General features: G+C 64.6%; 27 protein-coding genes. 16 read left to right on the top strand and 11 right to left on the bottom strand.

Translation table 11 applies throughout. The features are described from left to right. The first annotated feature begins 77 nt into the window (after nucleotides 1-77). From nadA to MKI86_RS02900, 4 genes are all read left to right on the top strand, one after another. Nucleotides 78-1,157 carry a quinolinate synthase NadA gene (gene nadA / locus MKI86_RS02915; RefSeq protein WP_241596920.1) on the top strand — a complete coding sequence of 360 codons (1,080 nt, stop codon included), beginning with the start codon at nucleotides 78-80 and terminating at the stop codon, nucleotides 1,155-1,157. A gap of 177 nt (nucleotides 1,158-1,334) precedes the next feature. Beyond that, entirely contained in the window at nucleotides 1,335-2,933 is a 1,599-nt protein-coding gene (locus MKI86_RS02910) for an L-aspartate oxidase (protein ID WP_241596917.1), read from the top strand. A gap of 36 nt (nucleotides 2,934-2,969) precedes the next feature. Then, complete coding sequence (gene nadC / locus MKI86_RS02905) at nucleotides 2,970-3,875, top strand: carboxylating nicotinate-nucleotide diphosphorylase (RefSeq protein WP_241596913.1); 906 nt, start codon at nucleotides 2,970-2,972, stop codon at nucleotides 3,873-3,875. A 69-nt stretch (nucleotides 3,876-3,944) separates the two neighbouring features. Next, a complete protein-coding gene (locus MKI86_RS02900) occupies nucleotides 3,945-4,463 on the top strand; it encodes a superoxide dismutase family protein (protein ID WP_241597832.1) in 519 nt (172 codons plus the stop codon). A gap of 101 nt (nucleotides 4,464-4,564) precedes the next feature. Here MKI86_RS02900 and MKI86_RS02895 read toward each other — a convergent pair whose 3' ends face one another. The 5 genes from MKI86_RS02895 to ygfZ form a co-directional block, all read right to left on the bottom strand. Then, complete coding sequence (locus MKI86_RS02895) at nucleotides 4,565-5,395, bottom strand: mechanosensitive ion channel family protein (protein WP_241596910.1); 831 nt, start codon at nucleotides 5,393-5,395, stop codon at nucleotides 4,565-4,567. 71 nt (nucleotides 5,396-5,466) lie between these two features. Then, nucleotides 5,467-6,444 (bottom strand): NUDIX hydrolase, encoded by a 978-nt coding sequence (locus MKI86_RS02890; protein ID WP_241596907.1) that lies wholly within the window; start codon nucleotides 6,442-6,444, stop codon nucleotides 5,467-5,469. Next, nucleotides 6,441-6,974 carry a tyrosine phosphatase family protein gene (locus MKI86_RS02885; protein ID WP_241596904.1) on the bottom strand — a complete coding sequence of 178 codons (534 nt, stop codon included), beginning with the start codon at nucleotides 6,972-6,974 and terminating at the stop codon, nucleotides 6,441-6,443. Before MKI86_RS02885 ends, MKI86_RS02890 begins: the two co-directional genes overlap by 4 nt. A 2-nt stretch (nucleotides 6,975-6,976) precedes the next feature. Beyond that, nucleotides 6,977-7,606: an HD domain-containing protein gene (locus tag MKI86_RS02880; protein ID WP_241596900.1), complete on the bottom strand. Its 630-nt coding sequence runs from the start codon at nucleotides 7,604-7,606 to the stop codon at nucleotides 6,977-6,979. After that, nucleotides 7,603-8,448 (bottom strand): CAF17-like 4Fe-4S cluster assembly/insertion protein YgfZ, encoded by an 846-nt coding sequence (gene ygfZ / locus MKI86_RS02875; RefSeq protein WP_241596896.1) that lies wholly within the window; start codon nucleotides 8,446-8,448, stop codon nucleotides 7,603-7,605. The genes MKI86_RS02880 and ygfZ overlap by 4 nt, the downstream gene beginning before the upstream one ends. Nucleotides 8,449-8,612: 164 nt before the next feature. Here ygfZ and MKI86_RS23835 point away from each other — a divergent pair, with 164 nt between their 5' ends. Together MKI86_RS23835 and MKI86_RS23830 are read left to right on the top strand one after the other, a co-directional pair. Further along, a complete protein-coding gene (locus MKI86_RS23835; protein ID WP_306424436.1) occupies nucleotides 8,613-8,942 on the top strand; it encodes a nucleotidyltransferase domain-containing protein in 330 nt (109 codons plus the stop codon). Further along, entirely contained in the window at nucleotides 8,939-9,211 is a 273-nt protein-coding gene (locus tag MKI86_RS23830) for a hypothetical protein (protein ID WP_306424435.1), read from the top strand. Before MKI86_RS23835 ends, MKI86_RS23830 begins: the two co-directional genes overlap by 4 nt. Nucleotides 9,212-9,228: 17 nt before the next feature. Here the strand turns inward: MKI86_RS23830 and MKI86_RS02865 are convergent, their stop codons facing one another. From MKI86_RS02865 to MKI86_RS02850, 4 genes are all read right to left on the bottom strand, one after another. Further along, entirely contained in the window at nucleotides 9,229-10,014 is a 786-nt protein-coding gene (locus tag MKI86_RS02865; RefSeq protein WP_241596887.1) for a hypothetical protein, read from the bottom strand. 15 nt (nucleotides 10,015-10,029) lie between these two features. Beyond that, nucleotides 10,030-10,299 (bottom strand): hypothetical protein, encoded by a 270-nt coding sequence (locus tag MKI86_RS02860; RefSeq protein ID WP_241596884.1) that lies wholly within the window; start codon nucleotides 10,297-10,299, stop codon nucleotides 10,030-10,032. Between the two features lie 92 nt (nucleotides 10,300-10,391). After that, complete coding sequence (locus MKI86_RS02855) at nucleotides 10,392-10,811, bottom strand: TIGR02301 family protein (protein WP_241596881.1); 420 nt, start codon at nucleotides 10,809-10,811, stop codon at nucleotides 10,392-10,394. Further along, a complete protein-coding gene (locus MKI86_RS02850) occupies nucleotides 10,808-11,242 on the bottom strand; it encodes an NUDIX domain-containing protein (protein WP_241596879.1) in 435 nt (144 codons plus the stop codon). Before MKI86_RS02850 ends, MKI86_RS02855 begins: the two co-directional genes overlap by 4 nt. Nucleotides 11,243-11,302: 60 nt before the next feature. On the opposite strand from MKI86_RS02850, the gene MKI86_RS02845 reads away from it, so the two are divergent. Further along, nucleotides 11,303-12,079, top strand: coding sequence for an SOS response-associated peptidase (locus MKI86_RS02845; protein WP_241596876.1), 777 nt, complete (start codon nucleotides 11,303-11,305; stop codon nucleotides 12,077-12,079). Between the two features lie 11 nt (nucleotides 12,080-12,090). Here the strand turns inward: MKI86_RS02845 and MKI86_RS02840 are convergent, their stop codons facing one another. Beyond that, on the bottom strand, nucleotides 12,091-12,273 hold the full coding sequence (locus MKI86_RS02840) for a hypothetical protein (RefSeq protein ID WP_241596872.1): 183 nt from the start codon (nucleotides 12,271-12,273) through the stop codon (nucleotides 12,091-12,093). A gap of 574 nt (nucleotides 12,274-12,847) precedes the next feature. Here MKI86_RS02840 and cysS point away from each other — a divergent pair. From cysS to rarD, 6 genes are all read left to right on the top strand, one after another. Continuing rightward, on the top strand, nucleotides 12,848-14,281 hold the full coding sequence (cysS, locus tag MKI86_RS02835; RefSeq protein ID WP_241596869.1) for a cysteine--tRNA ligase: 1,434 nt from the start codon (nucleotides 12,848-12,850) through the stop codon (nucleotides 14,279-14,281). Then, complete coding sequence (locus tag MKI86_RS02830; RefSeq protein ID WP_241596866.1) at nucleotides 14,278-14,760, top strand: GFA family protein; 483 nt, start codon at nucleotides 14,278-14,280, stop codon at nucleotides 14,758-14,760. Before cysS ends, MKI86_RS02830 begins: the two co-directional genes overlap by 4 nt. Before the next feature lie 133 nt (nucleotides 14,761-14,893). Then, nucleotides 14,894-15,370 carry a GFA family protein gene (locus tag MKI86_RS02825; protein ID WP_370879880.1) on the top strand — a complete coding sequence of 159 codons (477 nt, stop codon included), beginning with the start codon at nucleotides 14,894-14,896 and terminating at the stop codon, nucleotides 15,368-15,370. After that, nucleotides 15,367-16,326 (top strand): prolyl aminopeptidase, encoded by a 960-nt coding sequence (gene pip, locus MKI86_RS02820; protein WP_241596860.1) that lies wholly within the window; start codon nucleotides 15,367-15,369, stop codon nucleotides 16,324-16,326. The genes MKI86_RS02825 and pip overlap by 4 nt, the downstream gene beginning before the upstream one ends. A 27-nt stretch (nucleotides 16,327-16,353) precedes the next feature. Then, a complete protein-coding gene (gene cimA / locus MKI86_RS02815) occupies nucleotides 16,354-17,970 on the top strand; it encodes a citramalate synthase (RefSeq protein ID WP_241596857.1) in 1,617 nt (538 codons plus the stop codon). A 115-nt stretch (nucleotides 17,971-18,085) separates the two neighbouring features. After that, nucleotides 18,086-19,030, top strand: coding sequence for an EamA family transporter RarD (gene rarD / locus MKI86_RS02810; RefSeq protein ID WP_241596855.1), 945 nt, complete (start codon nucleotides 18,086-18,088; stop codon nucleotides 19,028-19,030). 79 nt (nucleotides 19,031-19,109) lie between these two features. On the opposite strand, the gene MKI86_RS02805 is transcribed toward rarD, so the two are convergent. Next, nucleotides 19,110-19,730 (bottom strand): LOG family protein, encoded by a 621-nt coding sequence (locus MKI86_RS02805; protein WP_241596853.1) that lies wholly within the window; start codon nucleotides 19,728-19,730, stop codon nucleotides 19,110-19,112. Nucleotides 19,731-19,889: 159 nt separating this feature from the next. Here MKI86_RS02805 and MKI86_RS02800 point away from each other — a divergent pair, with 159 nt between their 5' ends. From MKI86_RS02800 to MKI86_RS02790, 3 genes are all read left to right on the top strand, one after another. Beyond that, on the top strand, nucleotides 19,890-22,154 hold the full coding sequence (locus MKI86_RS02800) for a LysM peptidoglycan-binding domain-containing protein (protein ID WP_241596851.1): 2,265 nt from the start codon (nucleotides 19,890-19,892) through the stop codon (nucleotides 22,152-22,154). A 147-nt stretch (nucleotides 22,155-22,301) separates the two neighbouring features. Beyond that, nucleotides 22,302-24,197 (top strand): ABCB family ABC transporter ATP-binding protein/permease, encoded by a 1,896-nt coding sequence (locus MKI86_RS02795; RefSeq protein ID WP_241596836.1) that lies wholly within the window; start codon nucleotides 22,302-22,304, stop codon nucleotides 24,195-24,197. A gap of 159 nt (nucleotides 24,198-24,356) precedes the next feature. Then, a complete protein-coding gene (locus MKI86_RS02790) occupies nucleotides 24,357-25,055 on the top strand; it encodes a phosphatidylserine decarboxylase (RefSeq protein ID WP_241596834.1) in 699 nt (232 codons plus the stop codon). Nucleotides 25,056-25,081: the final 26 nt, after the last annotated feature.

The raw sequence follows: 25,081 nt of genomic DNA, 5'->3' as shown, positions 1-25,081 counted from the left end.
GTTTTGTTTTAAGGCCATTATGCTCACTTCGAGCAAAATGGCGGCGCCGCCGGAGGGCGGTGGAAGAGGAGGGTTCCATGACCGTTCTGGCCCAGCATGCGCCGGCAGCCGATGCACCGCGTCGGCTCACCGCAGCGGAGCGCTTCGGCGTCCTTGAAAAACCGGACCTCACCTTCACGCCGGAAATCGCCCGCGAGACGGAGCACCTCTACGAGAAGGTCAAGCAGTTCATTCCCGCCTTCGAATGGCCGGTCTATGCGCCCTATGTCGCCGCCATCAACCGGCTGAAGCGCGAGCGCGGCGCGGTCATCCTGGCGCACAACTACCAGACGCCCGAGATCTTCCACTGCGTTGCCGATATCGTCGGCGATTCGCTGCAACTCGCCCGTGACGCCACCAAGGTCGATGCTGAGATCATCATCCAGTGCGGCGTGCACTTCATGGCCGAGACGTCCAAGCTCCTCAACCCGGAAAAGACCGTTCTCATTCCCGATGCCAGGGCCGGCTGCTCGCTGTCGGACTCGATCACCGGCGCGGATGTGCGGCTCCTGAAGGAGCGCTATCCGGGTGTGCCCGTCGTCACCTATGTGAACACCTCGGCCGATGTGAAGGCAGAGACGGATATCTGCTGCACCTCGTCCAATGTGCTGGCCGTCATCGAAAGCCTGGAGAGCGACACCGTTCTCTGCATCCCCGACGAATATCTCGCGATGAACGTCGCCAAGCAGACGAACAAGAAGATCCTGACCTGGAAGGGCCATTGCGAGGTGCATGAGCGCTTCACCCCGCAGGAACTGCTGTCCTACAAGGAAGCCCATCCCGGCATCGAGATCATCGGGCATCCGGAATGCCACCCTGATGTCATCGCCGTGTGCGATTTCGCGGGCTCAACGGCGGGCATGATCAACTATGTGAAGGACAACCGCCCCGCGCGCGTCCTGCTTGTCACCGAATGCTCCATGGCTTCCAACATCCAGGCCGAATTGCCCGGCGTCGATTTCGTCAAGCCGTGCAATCTCTGTCCGCACATGAAGCGCATCACGCTGCCGAAGATCCTCGACAGCCTGGTGAACATGACGGAGGAGGTCGTGGTGGACCCGGCGATCGCCGACCGCGCCCGCCTCGCCGTCGAGCGGATGGTGAACCTTAAGCAGTAGGAAGCGCACGCAACGTTCGCGCGGCCCCTCATCCCCGTGCCGGGACCTTCTCCCCGCAGGCGGGGGGACGGGGCAGAACGGTGAACCCCATCGCTCCTTTCCCCGCTTGCGGGGAGAGGATGCCGGCAGGCAGGTAAGGGGCAAGCTGACGGGGCCGACGCGCTGGAGGAGTAAGACATGCCCATGGATAGTTTTCGCCCGCAATCGTGGAACGGTATCGACGATATCGTTATCGTCGGCGGCGGTCTGGCCGGTCTGTTCTGCGCGCTGAAGCTCGCGCCGCGGCCCGTGACGATTCTCGCGGCCGCGCCCATCGGGCAGGGCGCTTCCTCCGCCTGGGCGCAGGGCGGCATCGCGGCGGCCATGAGCCCCGGCGATACCTTCGACAAGCACGTTGCCGATACGCTTGAAGCCGGTGCCGGCATCGTCGATGAGAAGATGGCACGCTTCATGGTCTCCGAAGGCCCCGCGCGCATCCATGATCTGCTGGAATATGGTGTGCCGTTCGATCGTGACCTGGAGGGCAAGCTCCTGCTGTCGCGCGAGGCGGCCCATTCCGAGCGCCGCATCGTGCGCGTCAAGGGCGACATGGCCGGCAAGGCCATCATGGAAGCGCTCATCGCGGCCGTGCGCAACACTCCGTCGATCCGCGTGCTGGAAGGCTATGTGGTCGAGGAGCTGGTGCGCGAGGGCCGCTTCATTTCCGGCGTCGTCGCGCGGCCGGATGCCGGCCAGTCGAAGCGGCGCGTGCATTTCCCCGCCCGCGCCGTGGTGCTGTGCTCGGGCGGTGTTGGCCATCTCTTCGCCGTCACCACCAATCCGTGGGAAGCCTGCGGGCAGGGCGTCGGCATGGCGGCACGTGCCGGGGCCATCATCGCGGACCCGGAATTCGTCCAGTTCCACCCCACAGCCATCAATATCGGCCGTGATCCCGCGCCGCTCGCCACCGAAGCCCTGCGCGGCGACGGCGCCCATCTGGTCAATTCCGCCGGCCATCGTTTCATGCTCGATATCCACGAGGATGGCGAACTCGCGCCGCGTGACATCGTCTCGCGCGGCGTCTTCGCGGAGGTCCAGGCCGGCCGCGGTGCCTTCCTTGATTGCACCAAGGCCGTCGGCGCGCATTTCCCGGAAATGTTCCCGACCGTCTACGCATCCTGCATTGCCGCCGGCATCGATCCCGTAACCCGGCCCATCCCCGTCGTTCCGGCCGTACACTATCATATGGGCGGCGTGCTGACGGATGCCGAGGGCCGCACCTCGATCGATGGCCTCTGGGCAGCCGGCGAAGTCACCTCTACGGGCGTGCACGGCGCCAACCGCCTTGCCTCCAACTCGCTGCTCGAAGCCGTCGTCTTTGCCGCTCGCATCGCCGAAAACATCAAGGGGATGCTGCCCGAGCCCAAGCTCAACGACTGGGGCGAGAATGCCGGCGAGAGCGACGATCTCGTCACCATTGAAGATAGCGCGGCGCTCAAGCGTCTGCGCCGCCTGATGAGCGATCATGTCGGCGTCATCCGCACCCGCGAGGGCCTGATGACCGCGATCCGCGACATAGCCGCGCTGGAGCGCGAAAACACCCGAATGCGCTTCCACAATATCGTCACGACAGCCAAGCTGATCGCGACCGGCGCCTATCTGCGCGAGGAAAGCCGCGGCGGCCACTTCCGCTCCGATTTCCCCGAGCAGAAGGTAAGCTGGAAGCACCGCACCTTCCTGACCCTCGCCGAAGCCGACCGCGTCGTCGCCGAACTCTCCGAAACGAAGGCGGCGTAAGCTGCCGCGCATCCATGATCTGAACAGGACAAGCCCATGACCACGCCCCATCTTCCCGTTCTCTCCCCGCTGATGGTCGAGGAGCAGGTGCGCGCGGCGCTGGTCGAGGATCTCGGCCGGGCGGGCGATATCACGAGCCAGGCGACGATCGCGCCGGATATGACGGCGACGGCGGAGCTCAATGCGCGGGAGGAAGGCATCGTCGCGGGGCTCGATCTGGCGCGCGCGGCGTTCCGGTTGATGGACCCCGAAATCCGCTTCGAGGCCTTTGTGAAGGATGGCGACCGTCTCGAACCCGGCACGGTGATCGCGACGGTATCCGGCCCAGCGCGCGCCGTGCTGTCGGCCGAGCGCGTCGCGCTGAATTTTCTGATGCATCTGTGTGGTGTTGCCACCCATACCGGCCATTTCGCGCAGGAGATCGCGCATACACAGGCAAAGGTCTGCTGCACGCGCAAGACCATTCCGGGCCTGCGGGCGCTGGAGAAATATGCCGTCCGCATGGGCGGCGGCTCCTCCCATCGCTACGGCCTGGACGATGCCATCCTCATCAAGGACAACCACATCGCCGTTGCCGGCGGCGTCGCGCCCGCCATCCGCGCCGCCCGCGCCTTCGCCGGTCATCTCGTCAAGGTGGAGGTCGAGGTAACGACGCTGGAGGAACTGGAGGAAGCGCTGGAGGCGCAGCCCGACGTGGTGCTTCTCGATAATATGGGGCCGGAACTGCTCTACCGCGCCGTCGAGATCAACCGCGATTGCGCGGGTCTGACAGACGCCACCTATGCGGCTGATCCGCGCCGGGTGAAGCTGGAGGCGTCGGGCAACGTCAACCTCAAGACGATCCGCGCCATTGCCGAGACCGGCGTTGACTATATCTCGACGTCCAAAATTACCATGGCGGCGCCGACGCTCGATATCGGCCTCGACGTCGTCGTCGGCTGAAAAGGCGGAACACCCTCACGCACGATGCGTTCCGGTTCCATGACCAACCAACCGGAAGGACGTATCATGTTGAAAATTCTTGCACTCGCCGCCGCGGCGAGCACCGTGGCGCTGAGTTCGCCAGCGCTCGCCCAGCAGGCCGGAAACACGGCCCAGGCGGATTTCGTGGACAAATCCGGCAAGGAGACAGGCCGCGCGCATCTCACGGCGGCAAGCGGCGGCGTGCTGTTCGAAGTCGAGGTCTCGGGCCTGGAGCCACGCAAATGGGTCGCGCTGCACGTTCACGAAACAGGCAACTGTGATGACCATGCGGAGGGCCACAAGGCATCCGGCGGCCACTTCAATCCCGATGAGAAGGAACACGGTTTCCTGGCCGCCAACGGTCCGCATGCCGGCGACCTGCCGAACCAGTACGTTGCGCAGGATGGCGTCATGCGCGCCCAGATCTATTCCACGCTGGTTCGCCTCGACGACAAGGAGCGTGGCATTCGCGGCCGTGCGCTGATCGTTCACGCAGGCTCGGATGACAACCGCACCGATCCCGCCGGCGGTGCGGGCGATCGGCTCGCCTGCGCGGTGATCCGGTAAGCGTTTCCCATCCGGCGCAGGGTCCTTTGCGTCGGATGCTCGGAAAAGAAGCAGAGAAGTCATTTCCGGCGAACGCGTGTTCGCCGGAAATTCTTTGGAGATCAGGCGGCCGGGGCGGCATCCGGCTCCGGCCCGGCCACCTTCTGGCCGAAGGCGATCCGCACCCGGCGGTTCATGTCCCTGGTAATCTTGAACCATTGCGGCGTAGACACCCAGTAGCGCAGTTTCAGGGTCGCGGCGCTGTCGCTCACGCTGTCGACGAAGACCTGCGGGGCGGGCACGCTCTCGATCATCGGGTCCTCCTGCGCAATCGACAGCAGGCGCGCAATCTCGTCGTCGATGTCCCGGTCGCCCGGCACGGTCACTTCAAGGTCGTGCTTGCGGATTCGCTCGCGGCTGAAATTGGTGACGGGCGTGTTCCACAGAGTCGAGTTGGGCGCCAGGAGATACAGTCCGTCGCTGGTTTTCAGCTCGGTGGCGAACAGACCGACTTCGGTGATTGTGCCGGAAACGTCCTTGGTCTGGATATATTCCCCCACCCGGAACGGCCGCAGCACCAGAAGCATGATTCCGGCCGCGATATTCTGCAGCGTGCCTTGCAGGGCCAGGCCGATGGCGAGGCCGGCGGCGCCGAGGGCGGCGATGATCGACGCCGTCTGCACGCCGAACTGACCGAGCACTGTGACAAAGACGAGGATGAGGACGGCGTAGCGCAGCGCGTTTGCGAAGAAATGCGCGAGCGTGGTGTCGATGCCGCGCACGTGTTTAAGCCCGTTGAGCGCCCAGCTATGCAGAATGCGCGACAAGAACCACCCGAGCAGAAGCAGCACGACCGCGCCGAGAATGGAAAAGGAATATTGCACGGCCATGGCACTCGCCTGGGTGAGTGCGGCACGCGTTGCGACGACGGCTTCGTTGACCTGCTGTTCCATGAGCCCTTCCACGTTTTGATGTTGAAGGGCCAAATGTCAGGGAAAGCGATAGGTTCCCCTGGTTCGGTCGCCTAGCGCATGCCCACCTTGAGGCCCGGCGCCGGTCGCTCTTCCAGAATGCGGCGGCGGAAGCGGAAGAGCGCGGCCGGCCGCCCGCCTGTCGCGGATGTGGAGCCGCCGGTGGCTTCCACGAGTTCGGCGCCTTCCACCAGCCGGCGGAAATTCTGCTTGTGCAGGTGCCGCCCGGAGATCGCCTCGACACTCGCCTGCAACTCGGTGAGGGTGAACTCCGGCGCCATCAGCTCGAAGATGACGGGGCGGTATTTGATCTTGCCGCGCAGGCGCGCCATGGCGGTGGCAAGGATGCGGCGATGGTCGTGCCGCATGGCCACGCCCGGGGCGCTGACACAGGATGTACCGCGCCCGTCGGTTACGGCCTCCTCGGCAAGCCCGGCCTCATAGAGCAGTTCGTAGCGCTCCAGCACGCGCTCTTCGTCCCACGGAAAGTCGTCAAGCCCGAAGGCGAGGCGCATGCGGGTGCGCGGCGAGGGCATGGTGCCAATGCGCTCTTCCAGCGGCGGCTCGGCCGCCCAGCTTTTCAGCGCCGGCAGGATGATCTGGTCGATCACGGCAGGACGGCCTTGCCGCCAGTCCTCCCACGGCAGATAGCTGTACCAGTCGCGCCAGGCCGCACCGGCTTCGGCCAACTGCTCCGTCGCCTCCGCATCGGTGCGCGTGAGCGCGAGATAACCGACCGACACCATATGCGTGCCGGCCTCGTCGGGTAGCTTCTGCCGTCCCCGGTCGCCGAAGGTGTAGAGCTGCTCGATATAGCCGAGTTTCAGTGCTGTCTGCGCCTCGACGCTTGCCCTGAGGCTCGTTTCGAAAGTGCGGTGCTGGCGCGGATCGAAGGGGCCGAAGGGCAGCGCGTCGCGGCTGTCGGGCCCTTCGCCGCCAATCGCCAGAATGGACGGCCGGCCACCGGAGATCGCAACCACCGCCGCATTGAGGCCGATTTCGACCGGCGGGCGGGCGCGCGTCTCGCTCATGGCGCAACCTGCTCCGGCATGGCGGAAAAGGAGAAGGGGCTGTCGCCGACATAGTCCGCACCGCGGCCGATCGCCTTGACGGCGGCCACCAGCCGTCCGCTGCGGCCCAGCATCCGGTCGCCGATCTCGATAAGGCGTGCATTGGGCGTCGCCTGAACGGAGGCGCGCCTGAGGCGCTGCGCAAGGTCGTGATCGTCCTGATCCGGCGCCACCGCGAGTGCTGCGATGAGGGCGGCGGCCGGCGAGCGGGAGACGCCCATCTGGCAATGCACCAGAAGCGGCGCCTGCCGGTCCCATCCACGCGCAAAGGCGATGATGGCGTCGACATGCTCTTCGCCCGGCGCCACGAGCCTGCCGGTGCCGGCAAAGGCGATGTCGTTGACGCCGAGGATGAGGTGGCGCTCCCCGGCAATGACGGCGGGTCGGTGGAAATTCTGCTGCGGCGCGATCAGGCTCAGCATTTCCCGGCAACGGTGGCGCACGGCGAGTTCCGCGATCTTGCCGAGTGGCGCAACGATGATCGTGCCCATCGTCACACCGCCGCGGCCAGCAGGCCGCGTTCCAGCTCCAGCGCCTCGAACCGCGCGCAGAACAGCCGCTGCGCTTCCAGCGCGGGAACGGGGACGATGTCGATCATGTCGAGCGTGATACCGCGCGGCGCGCCGAAGAATTTCACGGCCTCCGCATGGGAGAAGCCGGCAAGCTCGGTGGCCTCGAAGAAGGCGGCGACCTGATCGGCCTTCTTGATCTTGGTTTTCAAGGCAGCGGGCGTCACGGGCGGCAGGCCGAAACGCAGGTGCACGGCGGCCTCCAAACGCTTCTCCACGGTCTTGTAGCCACCGCCGACCACCGCCTTGAACGGTGAAATCATGTCGCCGATCACATATTCCGGCGCATCGTGCAGCAGCGCCATCAGGCATTCGTCCACGCCTGAGCGGTTCTGATGGCGGAAGATCGTTTCGACGATCAGCGAGTGCTGCGCGACGGAAAAGGCATGGTCGCCGTTGGTCTGGCCGTTCCAGCGCGCGACACGGGCAAGCCCATGGGCAATGTCGGAAAGCTCGACATCGAGCGGCGAGGGGTTGAGCAGGTCGAGGCGGCGGCCAGACAGCATGCGCTGCCAGGCGCGCGGCTCGGCCTTGGCACGCACCGTTCCGCTCATGGCGCCGGAGCCTCCGCGGCATCCTGCGGGAAGGCGAGGCCGGTCCAGTGCGGCAGTTCCACCGTCACGGGCGCGCCGTCGAGGGTGATCGGCGTGCCGGACTGGATAGCGTCGCCCGCGCGGTCAATGCGCACGATGGCAAGGCCGAGTGTGCCGGCGACGCTGCCGAGCGTGCCGATCGGCTTGCCGCCGGCCATGAGCTCGGTGCCGGTATGGGGCAGCGCCACTTCGCCCTTGACGATGACCGGACGGCGGCGCGCCGTGCCGCGATGATGCATGCGCGAGACGACCTCCTGGCCGACATAACAACCCTGCCGGAACGAAACCCCGTCGGTAAGATCGAGCAGCACGTCGTGCGGAAAGGCGTCCGACAGCGCATAGTCGCGGCCGGCTTCCGGCAGGCCCGCCTCGATGCGCAGGAGATCGTAGAGCGCGGGATCTTCGCTACCCGTCGCGCCAGGTGTGCGCGAGAGGGCGATGCCGGCCTTGGCGAAGCGGCCGTCGCGCGGTGCGCCGGCTTCAGCTTCATCCCAGGCCAGCGTCACGCTGTCGCCGTCCACGGCCGTAAGGTCGACGGCGGCGCGCAGCCTGTACATGGTCAGCCGCTTGAGAAGTGCATCGCGCTGGTCGGCGCTCGTCTCGAGCAGGAAGGCCCCTTCGCCATCGCGGCGGATCAGGAAATCGAACAGGATCTTGCCCTGCGGCGTCAGCAGCGCACCGGGCCTGATCTCGCCCTCGGCCAACTCGGGCAGATTGGTGGTGATCAGCGATTGCAGGAGGGTCTCGGCATCCTTGCCGGAAATGTGGAGAAAGGCGCGGCCGGAAAGCGTGACGGAGGGCATGGCAAAATCCAGATATCTCGCGCGCCGGGAAACGTTCGGCGCAGGCGGTGCGTCGATGCACCTATCGAAACAGAGGTAGAACGGCCGGGCGCCTTTCGCAAGGTCAGGCCTCTTGCCGCGCCGTGCAAAGCCGCTATGACAGCCTCCCAATCGAAGGCGAAGTCATGAGCGAAACATCCCCAATCCCGCACGATGCCTGGTGTACCTGGCACCCGCAGGAATTGGCGCGCAGGGTTTCCGGCGTCAAGCGACCGTGGTGCGTCGTCGGTGGCTGGGCGCTCGACCTGTGGCACGGCGCTGAGACGCGGCCGCATGAAGACATCGAGTTTACCGTATTGCGCGCAGAATTTTCCCTGTTTCGCCATGCGTTGACCGGCCTGCGCTTTCACGCTGTGGGAAACGGGCAGGTGAGGCCTTTGCTGCCGGACGAAGCGCCCCCTGCCGATATCGCGCAGGTCTGGTGTGAGGACGTCGCGGCTGGCGGGCGGACATGATGCTGGAGGAGGGCACGCCGCAGACCTGGATCTACAAGCGCGATCCGTCGATCCGGCGCTCGCGCTGCGAAATGGTGCAGGTCACTGCGGACGGCATTCCCTATCTCGCGCCGGAGGCCGTTCTGCTGTTCAAGGCGAAATACCGGCGGGAGAAGGACGAGGCCGATTTTGCCCGCACCGTTCCCATGCTTGGCAAGGACCGCCGCCGCTGGCTGAAAGCGTGCATCGCGAAGGCTGATCCGCGCCACGTCTGGCTGGCGGCTTTATAGGTGAGGCCGTCCGCCCCTTAGTCGCCTGTCACGAAGAACTTCCACTGGCCGTCGGGCGCAATGCCGACGCGGTAGAAGTTGTAGCTGCCGAATTCCTGCATGTCGGCGAAGTCTCCGGCGGTGACGATGCGCAGCAGCTCCACCTTTTCCGGCGGCGTGAGGCCGGCGAGCGGTTTGGCGGTGAAATAGGGCCAGACATACATTTCATCCGGCGTTCCCTGGCCGACATGGACATAGCCCGTCGCCAGCACGTCGAGCAGGATGGCGAGGACCTCGATGCCGTCGGAATCGCCGGACTGGCCCTTGAGGGTCTCGACCGGTCCCTCCTGGCTCTCGACCATGGAGACCTGCGTTTCGGTCACGCCCTTGCCGAGCAGCGGGCGCAGGCGCTCGATATCGCCGGAAGCCGCGGCCTCGACGATCAGCTGGCGCATGCGGCGCACCGGTTCGGGCGCCTTCTCGATGTCGTAGATGACTTCGACGGGTTCCTGCGGTTCCTCTTCGGCGGGCTTGTCGTCGGTGACGGCGGGCTCGTCCGTGGGTTCCGTCACCGAAGCGCGCTTACGGATCAGCGGATCGGGCTGCGGCAGTTCAACCGGAGCGGCGTTTTCCTGCTCTTCCTCAACGGGAGCTGTCTTTTCGCCCTCGGCGGGCTTCTGGGGAAGCTCACCCTCTTCCTTCTTCAGCTCGCTGAGTGCGAAGGCGGGGCGTGCGGGCAGGGTGAGCGCCGTTGTTGCAAACAGCGCCGACAATACGATGAGGCTGCTGCGAAGCAGCGTTTTACCGTCCGTCGATATGCGCATGATCAAAATTCCAGCCTATTGCAGGATACGCTCGGGGGAGAACTCTCCGGCGAGCATGCGCTCGCGCAGCGCGTCGAGCATCGCTTCCGCGCCGCGTTCGCCCTGGGTGCGTATCGTCTCGCGAAGCGCAAGCGCGATCGCCGCATCGGCAATGATTTCCGGTTCGATACCGTCTGCCATTCCGTCGGCCCAGGCTTCGTTCTGGTATTCCAGAGCGGCCTGCATCTTCTCGTGCACGATCATCTCGTCGATATCGTTGAGAGTAGGTTCCATCAATCGGTCCATGCGCGGCATTCAGTTCTTACTGCTCTGTTAACGACCTTAGCAGCCTTTTCCCAAAACGGCACTGGGTCAGGTAAAAAGGGGTTAATTAATCCCTAATTTCCGAAGCGTGCGGTTATTTCTGTGGCAAGTGTTGCACCTTCGTTACGGTATCTCTCTTCTGCGACAACTGCCGAGTCGGTGCAAGCGGTATAGATGGACGCAAAGGACCTGTATCCACGGTTGAATGCCGCCGTCAGCTTTTCCTGCCGCTTCGGCTCGCCCGCCGCCTCCATGTCGATGAGGCGTTGCATGTCGGCGCGCCAGTTGTCCTCCGCCTGTCCCAGGCACAGATTGCGCAAATAGTGCACCGCGCCCAGGATTTCCGAAAGGCGTTCCAGCCGCTCGTCATAGGGGGCCGGCTTTTCCTCCACGGTGGGGGTCGCAGGCGTCGCGGCCGATGCGTCGCCCTTCGCCTTCTGGGCAAGCGCCGGTGTGGCCAGCGCAAGGCTGAGCAGGAGAAGAAGCCGAATCATGCGCTGATCCCCAGTCTTTCGGCCTCCAGCCGTGCGATGCAGTCTCGCACGCTATCGGGTGCCGGCATGGTGGCGATCTCTGCGGCCGTGTACCAGCCGACGCTCGCGGCATCGTCGGATGCGACGGCAACGGCCTGCGGATCGGCGTTCACCTTGAAGACCGAAAGGAAGAAGGAAAGGCTGCCGGGTGCGCCTTCGGGACCGGACAGGTCATAGGTGGCGAAGAGTTGAGGATTTTCGCCGTGAATACCGGTTTCCTCGGCCAGTTCGCGCAGTGCCGTTTCAGCGGCCGTCTCGCCCGGTTCGCCGCGCCCGCCGGGAAAGGCATACATCGCCTTCGACGGCGGCTTGCTGCGCAGCACGAGCAAATAGCGGCCGTCGCGCTCGAGAATGGCGGAGGAGGCGGGCTTGGATATCCTGGGCGTCGTCATCGTGATCCGGTTCGCTGGCGCTTCATTGACCCCTTATAGGCAAAGTGCGATGACGACGCCATGTGTGGACGATTTGCATTGCTGGCCAAGACCGATCTTGCGCGCGAATTCTTCAGTCTTGCCGAGATCGACGATCTGACGGAGCGCTACAATATTGCGCCGACGCAGCCGATCGTCATCGTGGTGGCAAGCGAGCGGCAGGAGAAGGGCAGCAACCTCCCGGAGCGCAAGGCCATGCTGGTGCGCTGGGGCTTCATGCCCGGCTGGGTCAACGACCCGCGCGAGTTCCCGCTGCTTATCAATGCCCGCGCCGAGACGGCCATCGGCAAGGCGTCCTTCAAGGCCGCCATGCGCCACCGCCGCATCCTCGTGCCGGCGACGGGGTTCTTTGAATGGCGCCGGCCGCCGGAGAAGGGCGCGAAGTCGCAAGCCTATTTCATCCGCCCGAAGAAGGGCGAGATCGTTGCCTTTGCCGGGCTCATGGAAACCTGGTCCTCGGCGGACGGATCGGAGGTCGATACCGGCGCCATCCTGACCACAGCGGCCAACACCGACATCGCCCGTATTCATGATCGCATGCCCGTCGTCATCCGTCCGGAGGACTTTTCCCGCTGGCTCGACTGCAAGACGCAGGAGCCGCGCGATGTTCTGGATCTGATGAAGCCGATCGACGACGGTTTCTTCGAGGCGATCCCGGTCTCCGACAAGGTTAACAAGGTCGCCAATATGGGCCCTGATATCCTCGAGCCGGTCGAGGAGGTCATTGACCAGCCGCCGCCGCAAAAGAACAAGGGTGCTGACGCGCCCCCTTCATCCGATCAGCTTTCGCTGTTCTGATCTGCATCCGCTCAGTCGTGCAGCGACCGAAGCACGGCGGGCAGGTCGCGCTTGCTGTCCGTATCCGCGCTCTTGATCTCCGGCTTGCACTGCGTAGCCGCAACCACGGCGCGCAGGCCGAGCGGCTTGTAGCGCGTCTGCAGGCTTTCCTTCGTGGCGCCTTGCGGAGCAGGCTGGGTTTTGGCGGTCGACATCTCGTTCTCCTCAGTTCGGTTGGCGAGGCAGCCCCGTGTATTCCCCCGGTTGCCACCCTCGATGAGCTATGAATCTAACGCAGCCTTCCGGCCGAATTCTGCCCGAAATTTGATCGCTCTGCGGCAAACTACTGAAAGCATGTTGTTTTCGATCAACAATTGTGACGGGCGCACACAATCAGCGGGTGGTTCGCGGACGCGCTCGGGCAAGCATGACCGCCGCCAGAACGGCGCGCATGACAAGAGGATTATAGTGTTCTGCGAGGTCGATCTGTGTCCTGTCGGTCTTCATCCTGCGGCTCCTCTTCGGGCGTTGAAGACCTGTTCTCGCATGGCCCTGACTGGCGGCCAGTCACCTGGGGAACAGGGAAGGGCAGGATTTTCGCGCCGGCGCGCCCGCACCCGCTTGACCGGACGCCTGCGGGGCGCAATAAAGCACACCATGAAAACGGTACTCTGCCTTCGCCGGAGCATTATTCGCTAGCGCACGCGCTGGCTCGGCCGTTTTCGTCCCCCAAAATCCCTGGATGACAACGACCCGGCCAGCCGGGTTTCTGCATTTTGGGAGATTCTAATGGCCGAAAAGCCGGTCCTGACGCTGTACAACACGCTCACGCGCACCAAGGCGCCGCTTGCGCCCATCGATCCGCAAAACGTGCGCATGTATGTCTGCGGCCCGACGGTCTACGATTTCGCGCATATCGGCAATGCGCGCCCGGTCATCGTCTTCGATGTGCTGTTCCGGTTGCTGCGCCATGTCTATGGCGAAAGCCATGTCACCTATGCGCGCAACATCACCGACGTCGACGACAAGATCAACGCCCGGGCGCTGCGCGATTTCGGCCCGGAAATCGAGAAGGGTACCTTGTCGCTCAACGAGGCGATCCGCCGTGTGACGGAAAAGACGGCAAACCAGTTCCACGAGGATATCGTCCGCCTCGGCGCCATGCCGCCGACGCATGAGCCCCGCGCCACCGAGTTCGTCTCGCCGCGCGAGGATGGAAAGGTGGACATGATCACCTTGATTCAACGTCTCATCGAACGCGGCCATGCCTATGAAACCAATGGCGAAGTCCTGTTCGAAACGCGCTCCATGGAAGATTACGGCGCGCTCTCCAAACGCAATCTCGATGAGCAGCAGGCGGGCGCCCGCGTGGCGGTCGATACGCACAAGAAGAATCCGGGTGATTTCGTGCTCTGGAAGCTGTCCTCGCCGGAGGAGCCCGGCTGGGATTCGCCCTGGGGCCGCGGCCGTCCGGGCTGGCATATCGAATGCTCCGCCATGTCGGCCGCCTATCTCGGCGAGGTCTTCGATATCCATGGCGGCGGGCTCGACCTGATCTTCCCCCACCACGAAAACGAGATCGCCCAGTCGCGCTGCGCCCATGGCACGAAGGTCATGGCCAATGTCTGGATGCACAACGGCTTCGTACAGGTCGAAGGCCGTAAGATGTCGAAGTCGGAAGGCAACTTCGTCACCATCTACGAACTGCTGCACGAAGAAAAATTCGGCGGCCGCAAGTGGCCGGGCGAGGTGCTTCGGCTTGCCATGCTGATGACCCATTATCGCGAGCCGATCGATTTCTCCGTCAAGCGGCTGGAGGAGGCCGAGCGCCTGCTCGCCAAATGGCCGGCCGGCGGCGATCCGGCGGAAGGCCGGGTGGACGACACCGTGCTCACGCCCCTTCTCGATGATCTCAACACGGTCGGCGCGGTACAGGCGCTGCACGCGCTCGCCCAATGCGCCAACAGCGACCCGCTGATGCTGCCGGTCTTCGCCGCCAGCGCCGAGCTTCTCGGGGTCCTGCCGAAGAAGGCTGAGGTCTCCAAGGCGCTGGAAGACAGCGTCGAAAGCCTCATCCAGCTCCGTCTCGAAATGCTGAAGGCCAAGAATTTTGCCGAAGCCGACAAACTCCGCGACGACCTCGCGGCCAAGGGCATCCAGCTCAAGGACGGCAAGGATCCGCAAACCGGCGAACGCGTGACGACGTGGGAGGTGAAGAGGTGACCACATCCGTTCACACCGGCGGCTGCCAGTGCGGGGCGGTGCGCTTTCGCGTCGAGGGCGCGCTTGGCGATGCGTCGGTCTGTCATTGCCGCATGTGTCAGAAGGCGAGCGGCAATTTCTATCTGCCGCTGGTCTCCGTGCGCGACGCGGCGCTCAGCTGGACGCGCGGCGAACCGAAACGCTTCCGCTCGTCGAACCACGGCCATCGCGGTTTCTGCGCCGATTGCGGCACGCCGCTGACCTATGAGGCGCCTGATGGCGTGGCGCTGACTATTGCCGCCTTCGACGATCCCGCCGCGATCGTCCCGCGCATCCAGTGGGGCATCGAGGCGAAGCTGCCCTATGTCGATACGATCCCTGGCCTGCCGGGCGAGGACACGATGGCCGATCAGGACGCCGCGTCCTTCCTCGCCGATCTCGTCTCCTACCAGCATCCCGACCACGATACCGATGAATGGCCGCCGGAGGATCGTCGATGACCGATCCGCGGCCGGAAATCGGCTTTCCGCGTAAATGGCTTTATCTCATCGCCGCCAAGCTGGTGCTGATCACCGCGGTGGTGGTCGCTGTCGTCGTTTATTCCTCCTACCGTTGAAGGATATCGTCATGAGCATGGAAGAGCAGGTAATGAGAACCGGAGGTTGCCAGTGCGGTGCCGTGCGTTTCCGCATCCGGGGCGCGATCGGCCGCCCGTCGATCTGCCATTGCCGTATGTGCCAGAAGCAGTTCGGCGGCTTCTTCGGTCCGCTCGTCACGGTCAAGGGCGAGGTGGAATGGCCGCGCAGCGAGCCGGCCTATTTCCAGTCCTCGATCAACATCGCCCGTGGGTTTTGCCCGCAATGCGGCACGCCGCTCACCTACAAGCATCCCGGCGGTGTAGAGATCGCCATCGGCGCCTTCGACGACCGCAGCGATCTCGCCCCGCAGATCCAGGTGAACTACGGTTCGCGGCTGCCCTGGGTGGAGCAAATCTTTGCCGCCCCTGTTCACGACGACCCGGACTATTACAGTCAGCAGGAGGGGATCATCTCCTTCCAGCATCCCGACCACGAAACCGAAAACTGGCCTGAACACGGACTGAAATTATGAGCGATACCCTGCGCGGCCTCTATCCCGAGATCGAACCCTATGCGTCCGGCCACCTCGATGTCGGTGATGGTCATGTCATCTATTGGGAACGTTCGGGAACGCCGGGTGCAAAGCCGGCCGTGTTTTTGCACGGCGGCCCCGGCGGCGGGTTTTCCCCGAGCCATCGCCGCCTGTTCGACCCCGCCCTCTACGACGTGACCCTGTTCGATCAGCGCGGCTGCGGCCGGTCCACGCCGCATGCGGAGCTGAACGCCAACACGACCTGGCATCTTGTCGAGGACATCGAGCGGCTGCGCGAAATGGCCGGTGCCGAGAAGTGGCAGGTCTTCGGCGGCTCCTGGGGTTCCACGCTGGCGCTCGCCTATGCGCAAAAACATCCTGAGCGCGTCTCCGAACTCGTCCTGCGCGGCATCTACATGCTCACCAAGGGCGAGCTCGACTGGTACTACCAGTTCGGCGTCTCGGAAATGTTCCCGGACAAGTGGGAGCGCTTCATCGCGCCCATCCCGCCGGAGGAGCGCCACGAGATGATGCATGCCTACCATCGCCGCCTGACCAGCGATGACAAGGCGACGCGTTTTGCCGCCGCCAGGGCCTGGAGCCTGTGGGAAGGCGAGACGATCACCCTGCTGCCCGAGCCGTCGACGAGCGACAAGTTCGGCGAGGACGAATTCGCGCACGCCTTCGCGCGCATCGAGAACCATTTCTTCGTCAATGCCGGCTGGATGGAGGAGGGGCAGCTCCTGCGCGACGCGGGCAAGCTCAACGGCATTCCCGGTGTCATCGTGCATGGGCGCTACGACATGCCATGCCCGGCCAGATATGCCTGGGCGCTGCACAAGGCCTGGCCGGAAGCTGAGTTCCACCTGATCGAGGGCGCTGGCCACGCCTATTCCGAACCTGGCATCCTCGATCGCCTGATCTACGCGACGGACAAGTTCGCGGGCAAACAGTAAGACAGACGGTTCCCAGGGAGGGAACAGATGAAAAAAGACCGTATCTACCTTTTCGACACCACGCTGCGCGATGGCCAGCAGACACCGGGCATCGATTTTTCCGTCGAGGACAAGATCGCGATTGCCGGCATGCTGGACGAATTCGGCCTGGATTATGTCGAGGGCGGCTATCCCGGCGCCAACCCGACCGATACGGCGTTCTTCGCAAGGAAACGCACCGCACGCGCAAAATTCGTCGCCTTCGGCATGACGAAGCGCGCCGGCATTTCCGCCTCCAATGATCCGGGCCTTGCAGCCCTTCTCGATTCGCAAAGCGACGCGATCTGTCTCGTGGCCAAGAGCTGGGATTATCACGTGCGCGTGGCGCTCGGCTGTTCCAACGAGGAGAACCTCGAGAGCATCGCCGAATCGGTCAAGGCGGTTGTCGCTTCCGGCCGCGAGGCGATGATCGACTGCGAGCATTTCTTCGATGGCTACAAGGCCAATCCCGACTATGCTCTGGCCTGCGCCACGACGGCCTTCGCATCGGGCGCGCGCTGGGTCGTGCTGTGCGACACCAATGGCGGCACGCAGCCGGCCGAGGTGCGCGCCATCGTCGAGGCGGTCATCGCCGCCGGCGTGCCGGGCGCGAACCTCGGTATCCACGCCCATAACGACACCGGACAGGCCGTCGCCAACACGCTCGCCGCCGTCGAGGCGGGCGTGCGCCAGATTCAGGGCACGCTGAACGGCATCGGCGAACGCTGCGGCAACGCCAATCTCGTGACGCTCGTGCCGACGCTCGCGCTGAAGGAAACCTACGCCGAACGCTTCGACATCGGTATCGACACCGACATGCTGACCGGCCTCACCAAGCTGTCGCACACCTTCGACGAACTGCTGAACCGCTCTCCCGACCATCAGGCGCCCTATGTCGGCGCCTCCGCTTTCGCGACCAAGGCCGGTATCCACGCCTCGGCGCTGCTCAAGGACCCGCGCACCTATGAGCATGTTACGCCCGAAAGCGTCGGGAACCTGCGCAAGGTCATGGTGTCCGACCAGGGCGGCAAGGCGAACTTTATCAATGCGTTGAAGCTGCGTGGCATCACCGTCGCCAAGGACGATCCGAAGCTCGATCGCCTCATCCAGATCGTCAAGGAACGCGAGGCCACCGGCTATGCCTATGAGGGTGCGGATGCAAGCTTCGCGCTCCTGGCCTACCGCACGCTCGGCACGGTGCCGGATTTCTTCCATGTCGAGAGCTTTCGCGTGATGGTCGAGCGCCGCTACGACGCGAACGGCCAGCTCAAGACCGTCTCGGAGGCCGTGGTGCGCCTTATCGTCGACGGTGAGACCATGATGTCGGTGGCCGAGGGCCACGGCCCGGTCAACGCGCTCGACCTCGCACTGCGCAAGGACCTCGGCAAGTACCAGTCCGAAATCGCCGATCTGGAACTGGCGGACTACAAGGTGCGCATCCTCAATGGCGGCACCGAGGCTATAACCCGCGTCCTTATCGAATCGACCGATGCCTCCGGCGCGCGCTGGTGGACGGTCGGCGTCTCCGACAACATCATAGACGCCTCCTTCCAGGCGCTGATGGACAGTATCGTCTACAAGCTCCTGAAGAACCGGGGTGAGGCGGGCAAGGCCGCGGCGGAGTAAAGCGGGCGGCAGGTTCAATGCCGCTCATCATCCCTTCACCGGAATGAATTGGTACATTCATCGCGGTTGGAGTATTCCCGTCGAAAAATCCATAAATCGACGGGAAGTGACACCCATGGCCGACGCCAATTCCTCCAGCGGCCCGCAAACTGGCGATTCGCCGCGCGGTTTCGCCTTCGCCCTGACAGCTTATGTCTTGTGGGGCTTCCTGCCGTTCTTCATGAAGGCGGTGGCGCATATCCCGGCGGCCGAGGTGGTCGCGCATCGCATCATCTGGTCCGTGCCGCTCGCCGGCCTCGTCCTCGTCTGGCTGGGGCGCACCGGCGACATCAAGGTGGCGCTGCGCTCGCCGCGCATGATCGCCATGGCGACGCTGACGGCGGTGCTCATCACCATCAACTGGGGCATCTATGTCTGGGCCATCGGTGCCGGTCGCGCCATCGAGACGGCGCTGGGCTATTACGTCAATCCGCTGTTTTCTATCTTCCTTGGCGCCGTTCTGCTGAAGGAGAAGCTGGATCGGGCGCAGATGGTGGCGATTGCGCTGGCCGCCGTTGCGGTTGCCATTCTGGCATTCGATGCCGGTGGTCTGCCGTGGGTGTCGTTGGGGCTGTGCGTGTCCTGGGCCTTCTATGCCTTCTGCCGCAAGGCGCTGCCCATCGGCCCGAACCAGGGCTTCTTCCTGGAGGTGCTGATCCTCAGTGTGCCGGCTATCGGCTACATCATCTGGTTGGAATCCACGGGGCAGGGCCATTTCGGCGACACCGGCATGGCGGATGTGCTGTGGCTTCTGTCCTGCGGCGTCGTCACCGCGATCCCGCTCATGATCTATGCCAACGGCGCCAAGCTCCTGCGCCTCTCCACCATCGGCATCATGCAATACATCGCGCCCACCATGATCTTCATCATCGCGGTCTTCGCCTTCGGCGAGCCCTTCGGTACGGTCAAGCTCATAGCGTTCGTATTCATCTGGGCGGCACTTTTCATCTATTCGGGCTCCATGCTGCGCAGCGCGCGCAACCGTCGCCTGGCGGCCGCCGAAGTCAAGGCGGCGGAATAGGGCGAGCGGCTTTTCGGTCGACAAAAAATGGCCGGGACGTGCCCGGCCATGATGGAACTGCGTGGTGAAGGAAGACCCGTTAGAGCCGGGCGATGATTTCCGCTTCGCCCTCGCGGTCGACCTGGCTCGCCCAATGTTCGAGCAGGGTCGAGACGATCTCCTCCGGCTCGTCGATGACGAGCGGCTGCACGAGATGGGCGGTGTGGATGAAGCCTTCGTCCGCCATGTGGCGGATGAGCTTGAGCATCGGATCCCAGAAGCCGCCGATATTGGCGAAGATCATCGGCTTGCGGTGGCGGCCGAGCTGCCCCCAGGTCATGATCTCGACGATTTCCTCCAGCGTGCCGATGCCGCCGGGCAGCGCGACGAAGGCATCGGAGCGCTCGAACATCTTGTGCTTACGCTCGTGCATGTCGGGCGTGACGATCAGTTCGCTGAGCTGACCGAGCGAATGGCGCGTGGCCTCCATATCGATGAGGAATTGCGGTATGATACCCGTGACGCGGCCGCCATGGGCGAGCACGCCGCTGGCGACGGCGCCCATGATTCCCTTGGTGCCTCCGCCATAGACGAGGCGGAGATGGTTTTCCGCCATGGCCTTGCCCAGGCTGCGCCCGGCATTGACATAAGACGCATCGCGTCCCGGCTGGGAACCGCAGTAAACGCAGACGGATCGAATCGGCATTGAATGTTCGCTCATGGGCCGATTCAGCCACCCGGCCACGGGCCCGTCAAGGATAATGACGGAAAATGCGCGCATGGGAGGCTCCGGGAGACCGCAAACCTTGTGCGAGCCATCGGGAATCGGTAGCAATTCGGGCAGGGAACTCCCCGGGAAACCGGGACAGAGAGAGAGTTGATGATGAAGAACAAGACCGGCCTGGTGGCTCTGATCGTGCTGGCGGCGGCAACGCTGCTCATGGTTTTCTTCGTGCTGCCCAACATGAACAAGGACAAGCCGGCTGAAACCACCGTCTCGACCGCAAGCGAGACACCGGCCGCGGGTGGTAGTGAAACCACGACGGCAGCCGGCAAGCAGGCGCGCGGCACGACCGAATCCGCCGGCGAGGCCGCCGCGACCGACGGTGCCGCGGGCGCTGGGACCACCCCGACGCAGGACGCGACCGTCACGCAGGAAACCGCCAAGGCGGATGCGACACCGGCCGCGCCGGGTGAAGACTGGGTCACGCCGTCCTTCGACGTGCTGCGCGTCGAGCCGGACGGCTCCACGGTCATTGCAGGCCGCGGCCAGCCGAACACCAAGCTGGAGATCAAGAACGGCGATACGGTCGTCGGCACCGCCGATATCGGCCCTTCCGGCGATTTCGCTGCCGTCTTCGACCAGCCGCTCGCCGCGGGCGACTATCAGCTTTCCCTCAACACGAAGGACGACAAGGGCACGTCGAAGACCTCCGAAGAGGTCGCGACCGTTTCCGTGCCCAAGGACGGCGCGGGCGATCTGCTCGCCATGGTTTCGCGCCCCGGCGAGGCGAGCCGCCTGATCACGGTTCCGCAGACCGAGACGATCGGCAAGGCCGCCGAAACCGCAACCACCACGCCGGCCGGTGAAACGGCCGACAAGCCGGCGACCGAGACGGCGTCAGCGGATGTGGGCACCGCCAGCAGCGACCAGCCGGCAGCAGGCGAGACCGCGAATGGCTCTGATACCGCAGCAAAAACGTCCGGCGAGGCGGCGACGGCGTCTGCGCCCGAGGCTGTTGCCAAGGAAGCGCAGGCCCGTGTTTCGGCCGTCGAGCTGGAAGGCCGGCGCATGTTCATCGCCGGCACGGCCAAGCCGGGTGCGCTGATCCGTCTCTATGCCGACGACACGCTCGTCGGAGAGACGAAGGCGGACGAGCAGGGGCGCTATGTGGCCGACGGCACGATCGATCTTTCGGTCGGCCGCCACACGATCCGCGCTGACGTCATGAGCGCGGATGGCGGCAAGGTCGAGTTCCGCGCCTCCGTGCCGTTCGATCGTCCCGAAGGTGAGCAGGTCGCGGCCGTCGTGGCGCAGGACAATCCGACGGGCGCATCCGACGCCACGCTCGGCCTGATCGGCGGTGGTACCTTCGACAAGCTGCGCGGCGATGCCGACAAGGCGCTCGCCCTGCTCAAGGGCCTCTACGCCAACGGTGCGGTTCCCTCCGCCGAGCAACTGGCCGCAGCCCGCTCGGCGACGGAAATCGCCTTGAAGTCACTGGCCGAGTTCAAGCCGGGCGAAGAAGAGGGCGACGCCGCCCGCACCATGGCTGCCAAGGCCTCGGCCGCTGCCGCCGATGCGCTTGCCCGCCTGCGCGCGCTGCCGACGGACGCTGCTGCCGTCGGTGCTGCGCTTAGCTCCATCGAGACGGCGGTCGCGGACGCGCTCGCGCCGGCCATCGAGAAGGCACAGACCATGGCCGAGAATGTCGCGGCTGCGGCTGACGGCTCCATCGAGGCGCTGGTCGAGCAGACTGCGGCGATCCATCAGAAGTTCGTCGCCCTCTTCGCCGATGGCCGCAACGCTACGGCGGCGGAAATCCAGACCGGCCGCTCCGCGCTGGAGGCAGCGCTGGACAAGATCGTCGGCTTCACCGTTCCGGCCAATACGACCGGCGACGTGGCTGCCGCAATCGAGAAGCTGAAGGGCTGGGCCTCCACCGCGCTCGACCGTCTGGCGGCCGTTCCGGCCGGCGCGGGCCCGGAGGCCTACCGTCAGGCGCTCGTGGCGCTGGAGGGCATGCCCTCGCTCAGCGCCGCTGCCGGCGCCGTGGAAACGACGACCGAAGGCGCGGCCGCGACGACGGCCGGCTCCACCTCCACGCAGACCGCGGGCACCGATACGGCAGCCAACCCGGCGGGCGGCGAGGCCGCAGCCGAAGAGCCGGAAACGGTTGAGCAGGCGCCGCTTCAGGCCAGCAAGACCTCCGTCATCATCCGTCGCGGTGATACGCTGTGGCAGATCTCCCGCCGCATCTACGGCAAGGGTGTACGCTATACGACGATCTACCTCGCCAACGAAGACCAGATCACCGATCCGGACCGCATCATCCCCGGCCAGGTCTTCGGCATCCCCGACAAGACCGTGGAAACGGATGCAGCTGCCGAGGAGATGCACCGCAAGCATGTGCGCGGCAATTGATGCCCGACAATTTCCCGCCGGCGGTTGCGAAGCGGCCGGCGAGGACCTATCTCACACGGACGGCGCCCGAAAGGGCGCCGTCTTTTCATTAGAGCAATTCCAGCACGTAAAGACCGAACCGTTGCATATGGTTCGGCGGAGGCCAGCGTGGCGACGACGACGAAAAAGACGGTTTCGGCCGATAGCAGCAATCCGCTCCGGACGCTGGTCAACCTTTGGCCCTATATGTGGCCCTCCGACAGGCTCGACCTGAAGATGCGGGTTGTGTGGGCTTCGGTCTTCCTGCTCGCCGCCAAGGTCGTGCTGCTGCTTGTGCCCTATTTCTTCAAATGGGCGACGGATGCGCTGAACGGCAAGCCCGACGCCGTCGGCCTGCTGCCGGTCTTCATGCTCGGCGCGGTCATGCTGGTGCTCGCCTACAACGGCGCGCGCATCCTGCAGGCCGGCCTCAACCAGCTGCGCGATGCGCTGTTTGCCAGCGTCGGGCAATATGCGGTTCGCCAGCTTGCCTACCGCACATTCGTCCACCTGCACCGCCTGTCGCTGCGCTTTCATCTGGAGCGGCGCACCGGCGGCCTTTCGCGCGTCATCGAGCGCGGCACCAAGGGCATCGAAACGATCGTGCGCTTCACGATCCTCAACAGCGTGCCGACCTTCATCGAATTCCTGATGACCGCCGCCATCTTCTGGTGGGGCTACGGGCTGCAATATCTGCTCGTCACCGCCGTCACGGTCTGGCTCTACATCTGGTTCACGGTTCGCGCCTCCGACTGGCGCATCTCCATTCGCCGCTCGATGAACGACAGCGACACAGAGGCCAACACCAAGGCCATCGATTCGCTCCTGAACTTCGAGACGGTGAAGTATTTCGGCAACGAGGATATGGAGGCCCGCCGCTTCGACCAGTCCATGGAGCGCTACGAGAAGGCCGCGACCCAGGTCTGGACCTCGCTCGGCTGGCTGAACTTCGGCCAGGCGCTGATCTTCGGCATCGGCATGGCGGTCATGATGGCGATGTCGGCGTTCGCCGTGCAGCGCGGCGATCAGACGCTCGGCGACTTCGTCTTCATCAATGCCATGCTGATCCAGCTGGCCATTCCGCTCAACTTCATCGGCTTCGTCTATCGCGAAATCCGCCAGGGCCTGACGGATATCGAGCAGATGTTCGATCTCCTGGAGGTTGAGGAAGAGGTGCAGGACAAGCCGGGCGCTGCCGATCTCGTCATCTCCTCCGGCGCCATCTCCTTCCGCGACGTGCATTTCGCCTATGATCCCGCGCGGCCGATCCTCAAGGGTGTCTCCTTCGACGTGCCCGCCGGCAAGACCGTCGCGGTCGTCGGTCCGTCTGGCGCCGGCAAGTCCACCCTGTCGCGGCTGCTCTATCGCTTCTACGATGTGCAGGAGGGCGCCATCACCATCGACGGACAGGATGTGCGCGACGTCACGCAGAAGAGCTTGCGCCATGTCATCGGCATGGTGCCGCAGGATACCGTGCTGTTCAACGACACGATCGCCTACAACATCCGCTATGGCCGGCCCGATGCAAGCCAGGAGGAGGTGGTGGCCGCCGCCGAGGCCGCGCAGATCGGCCCGTTCATCCACCAGCTGCCCGAAGGCTTCAAGGCGATGGTGGGCGAGCGCGGCCTGAAACTGTCTGGCGGCGAGAAACAGCGCGTCGCCATCGCGCGCACCATCCTGAAAAGCCCGCCCATCCTCATCCTCGACGAGGCGACCTCCGCGCTCGATACCCGCACGGAACAGGAAATTCAGGCGGCGCTGGACATCGTCTCGAAAAACCGCACCACGCTGGTCATCGCTCACCGCCTTTCCACGGTCATCTCCGCCGACGAGATCATCGTGTTGAAGGACGGCGCGATTGCCGAGCGCGGCACCCATGGCGAACTCATGCAGCGTGACGACGGCCTCTACGCCTCCATGTGGAACCGCCAGCGCGAGGCCGTGCAGGCCGAGGAACGCCTCAAGCAGGTGCGCGAGAGCGACGATCTCGGCATCATCGTGCGCGGCGCCCCTGCGGCGGAGTAGGATCAGGGATCAGGCAGCCGGAGCGGGCAACAGGGGGGAAGGGCGATCGCTTTTCCCCTGATTCCTATTGTCGACTGCCTATCACCTTTCCCTAAACATTGCCCCCATCGCCATTTCACGCTAGGTCGATGGCGTGAAATTGTCAGGAGATGTCGAAAAATGAGTTTGGTCGATACAGTCCGCAGCACCCTGGTGCCGATCCATCGGGAGGGCTGGAAGTTCGTGGCCGGCTTCTTTGTCGTCTCGCTTCTGCTGGGCTTGCTCTGGACGCCGCTGATGTGGATCGGCTTCGTCCTCACCGCCTGGTGCGCCTATTTCTTCCGCGACCCCGAGCGCCTGACGCCGCAGGACGACGACCTCGTCATCAGCCCGGCTGACGGCCGTGTCTCGGCCATAGCCCTGATGACGCCGCCGGTGGAGCTCGAGCTGGGCGACCAGCCGATGCTGCGGATTTCGGTGTTCATGAATGTCTTCAACTGCCATGTGAACCGTGCGCCCATGCGCGGCCGCATCTCGCGCGTCGCCTATCGCGCAGGCAAATTCCTCAACGCCGACCTCGACAAGGCAAGCCAGGAGAACGAGCGTAACGGCCTCGTCATCGAAAGCGCGCATGGTGAAATCGGCGTCGTGCAGATTGCCGGCCTCGTCGCGCGCCGCATCCTGTGCTGGAGTACGATGAACGATCATCTCGATGCGGGCGAGCGCTTCGGCCTCATCCGCTTCGGCTCGCGCCTCGACGTGTTCTTGCCGGCCGGCGTCCAGCCGCGCGTCAGCGTCGGGCAGACGGCGATTGCCGGCGAAACGGTGCTCGCGGAATTCGGCTCGGCCAAGGGCCCCGTCGTCAGCCGCAGGGCGTAGGATCGGGAAACGAGGTGGCCAACGGG

The organism is Shinella sedimenti (assembly GCF_022601905.1).
Classification (GTDB): domain Bacteria; phylum Pseudomonadota; class Alphaproteobacteria; order Rhizobiales; family Rhizobiaceae; genus Shinella; species Shinella sedimenti.
Note: the sequence above shows the minus strand (reverse complement) of the source record. Positions and strands in the feature narration are given on the sequence as shown.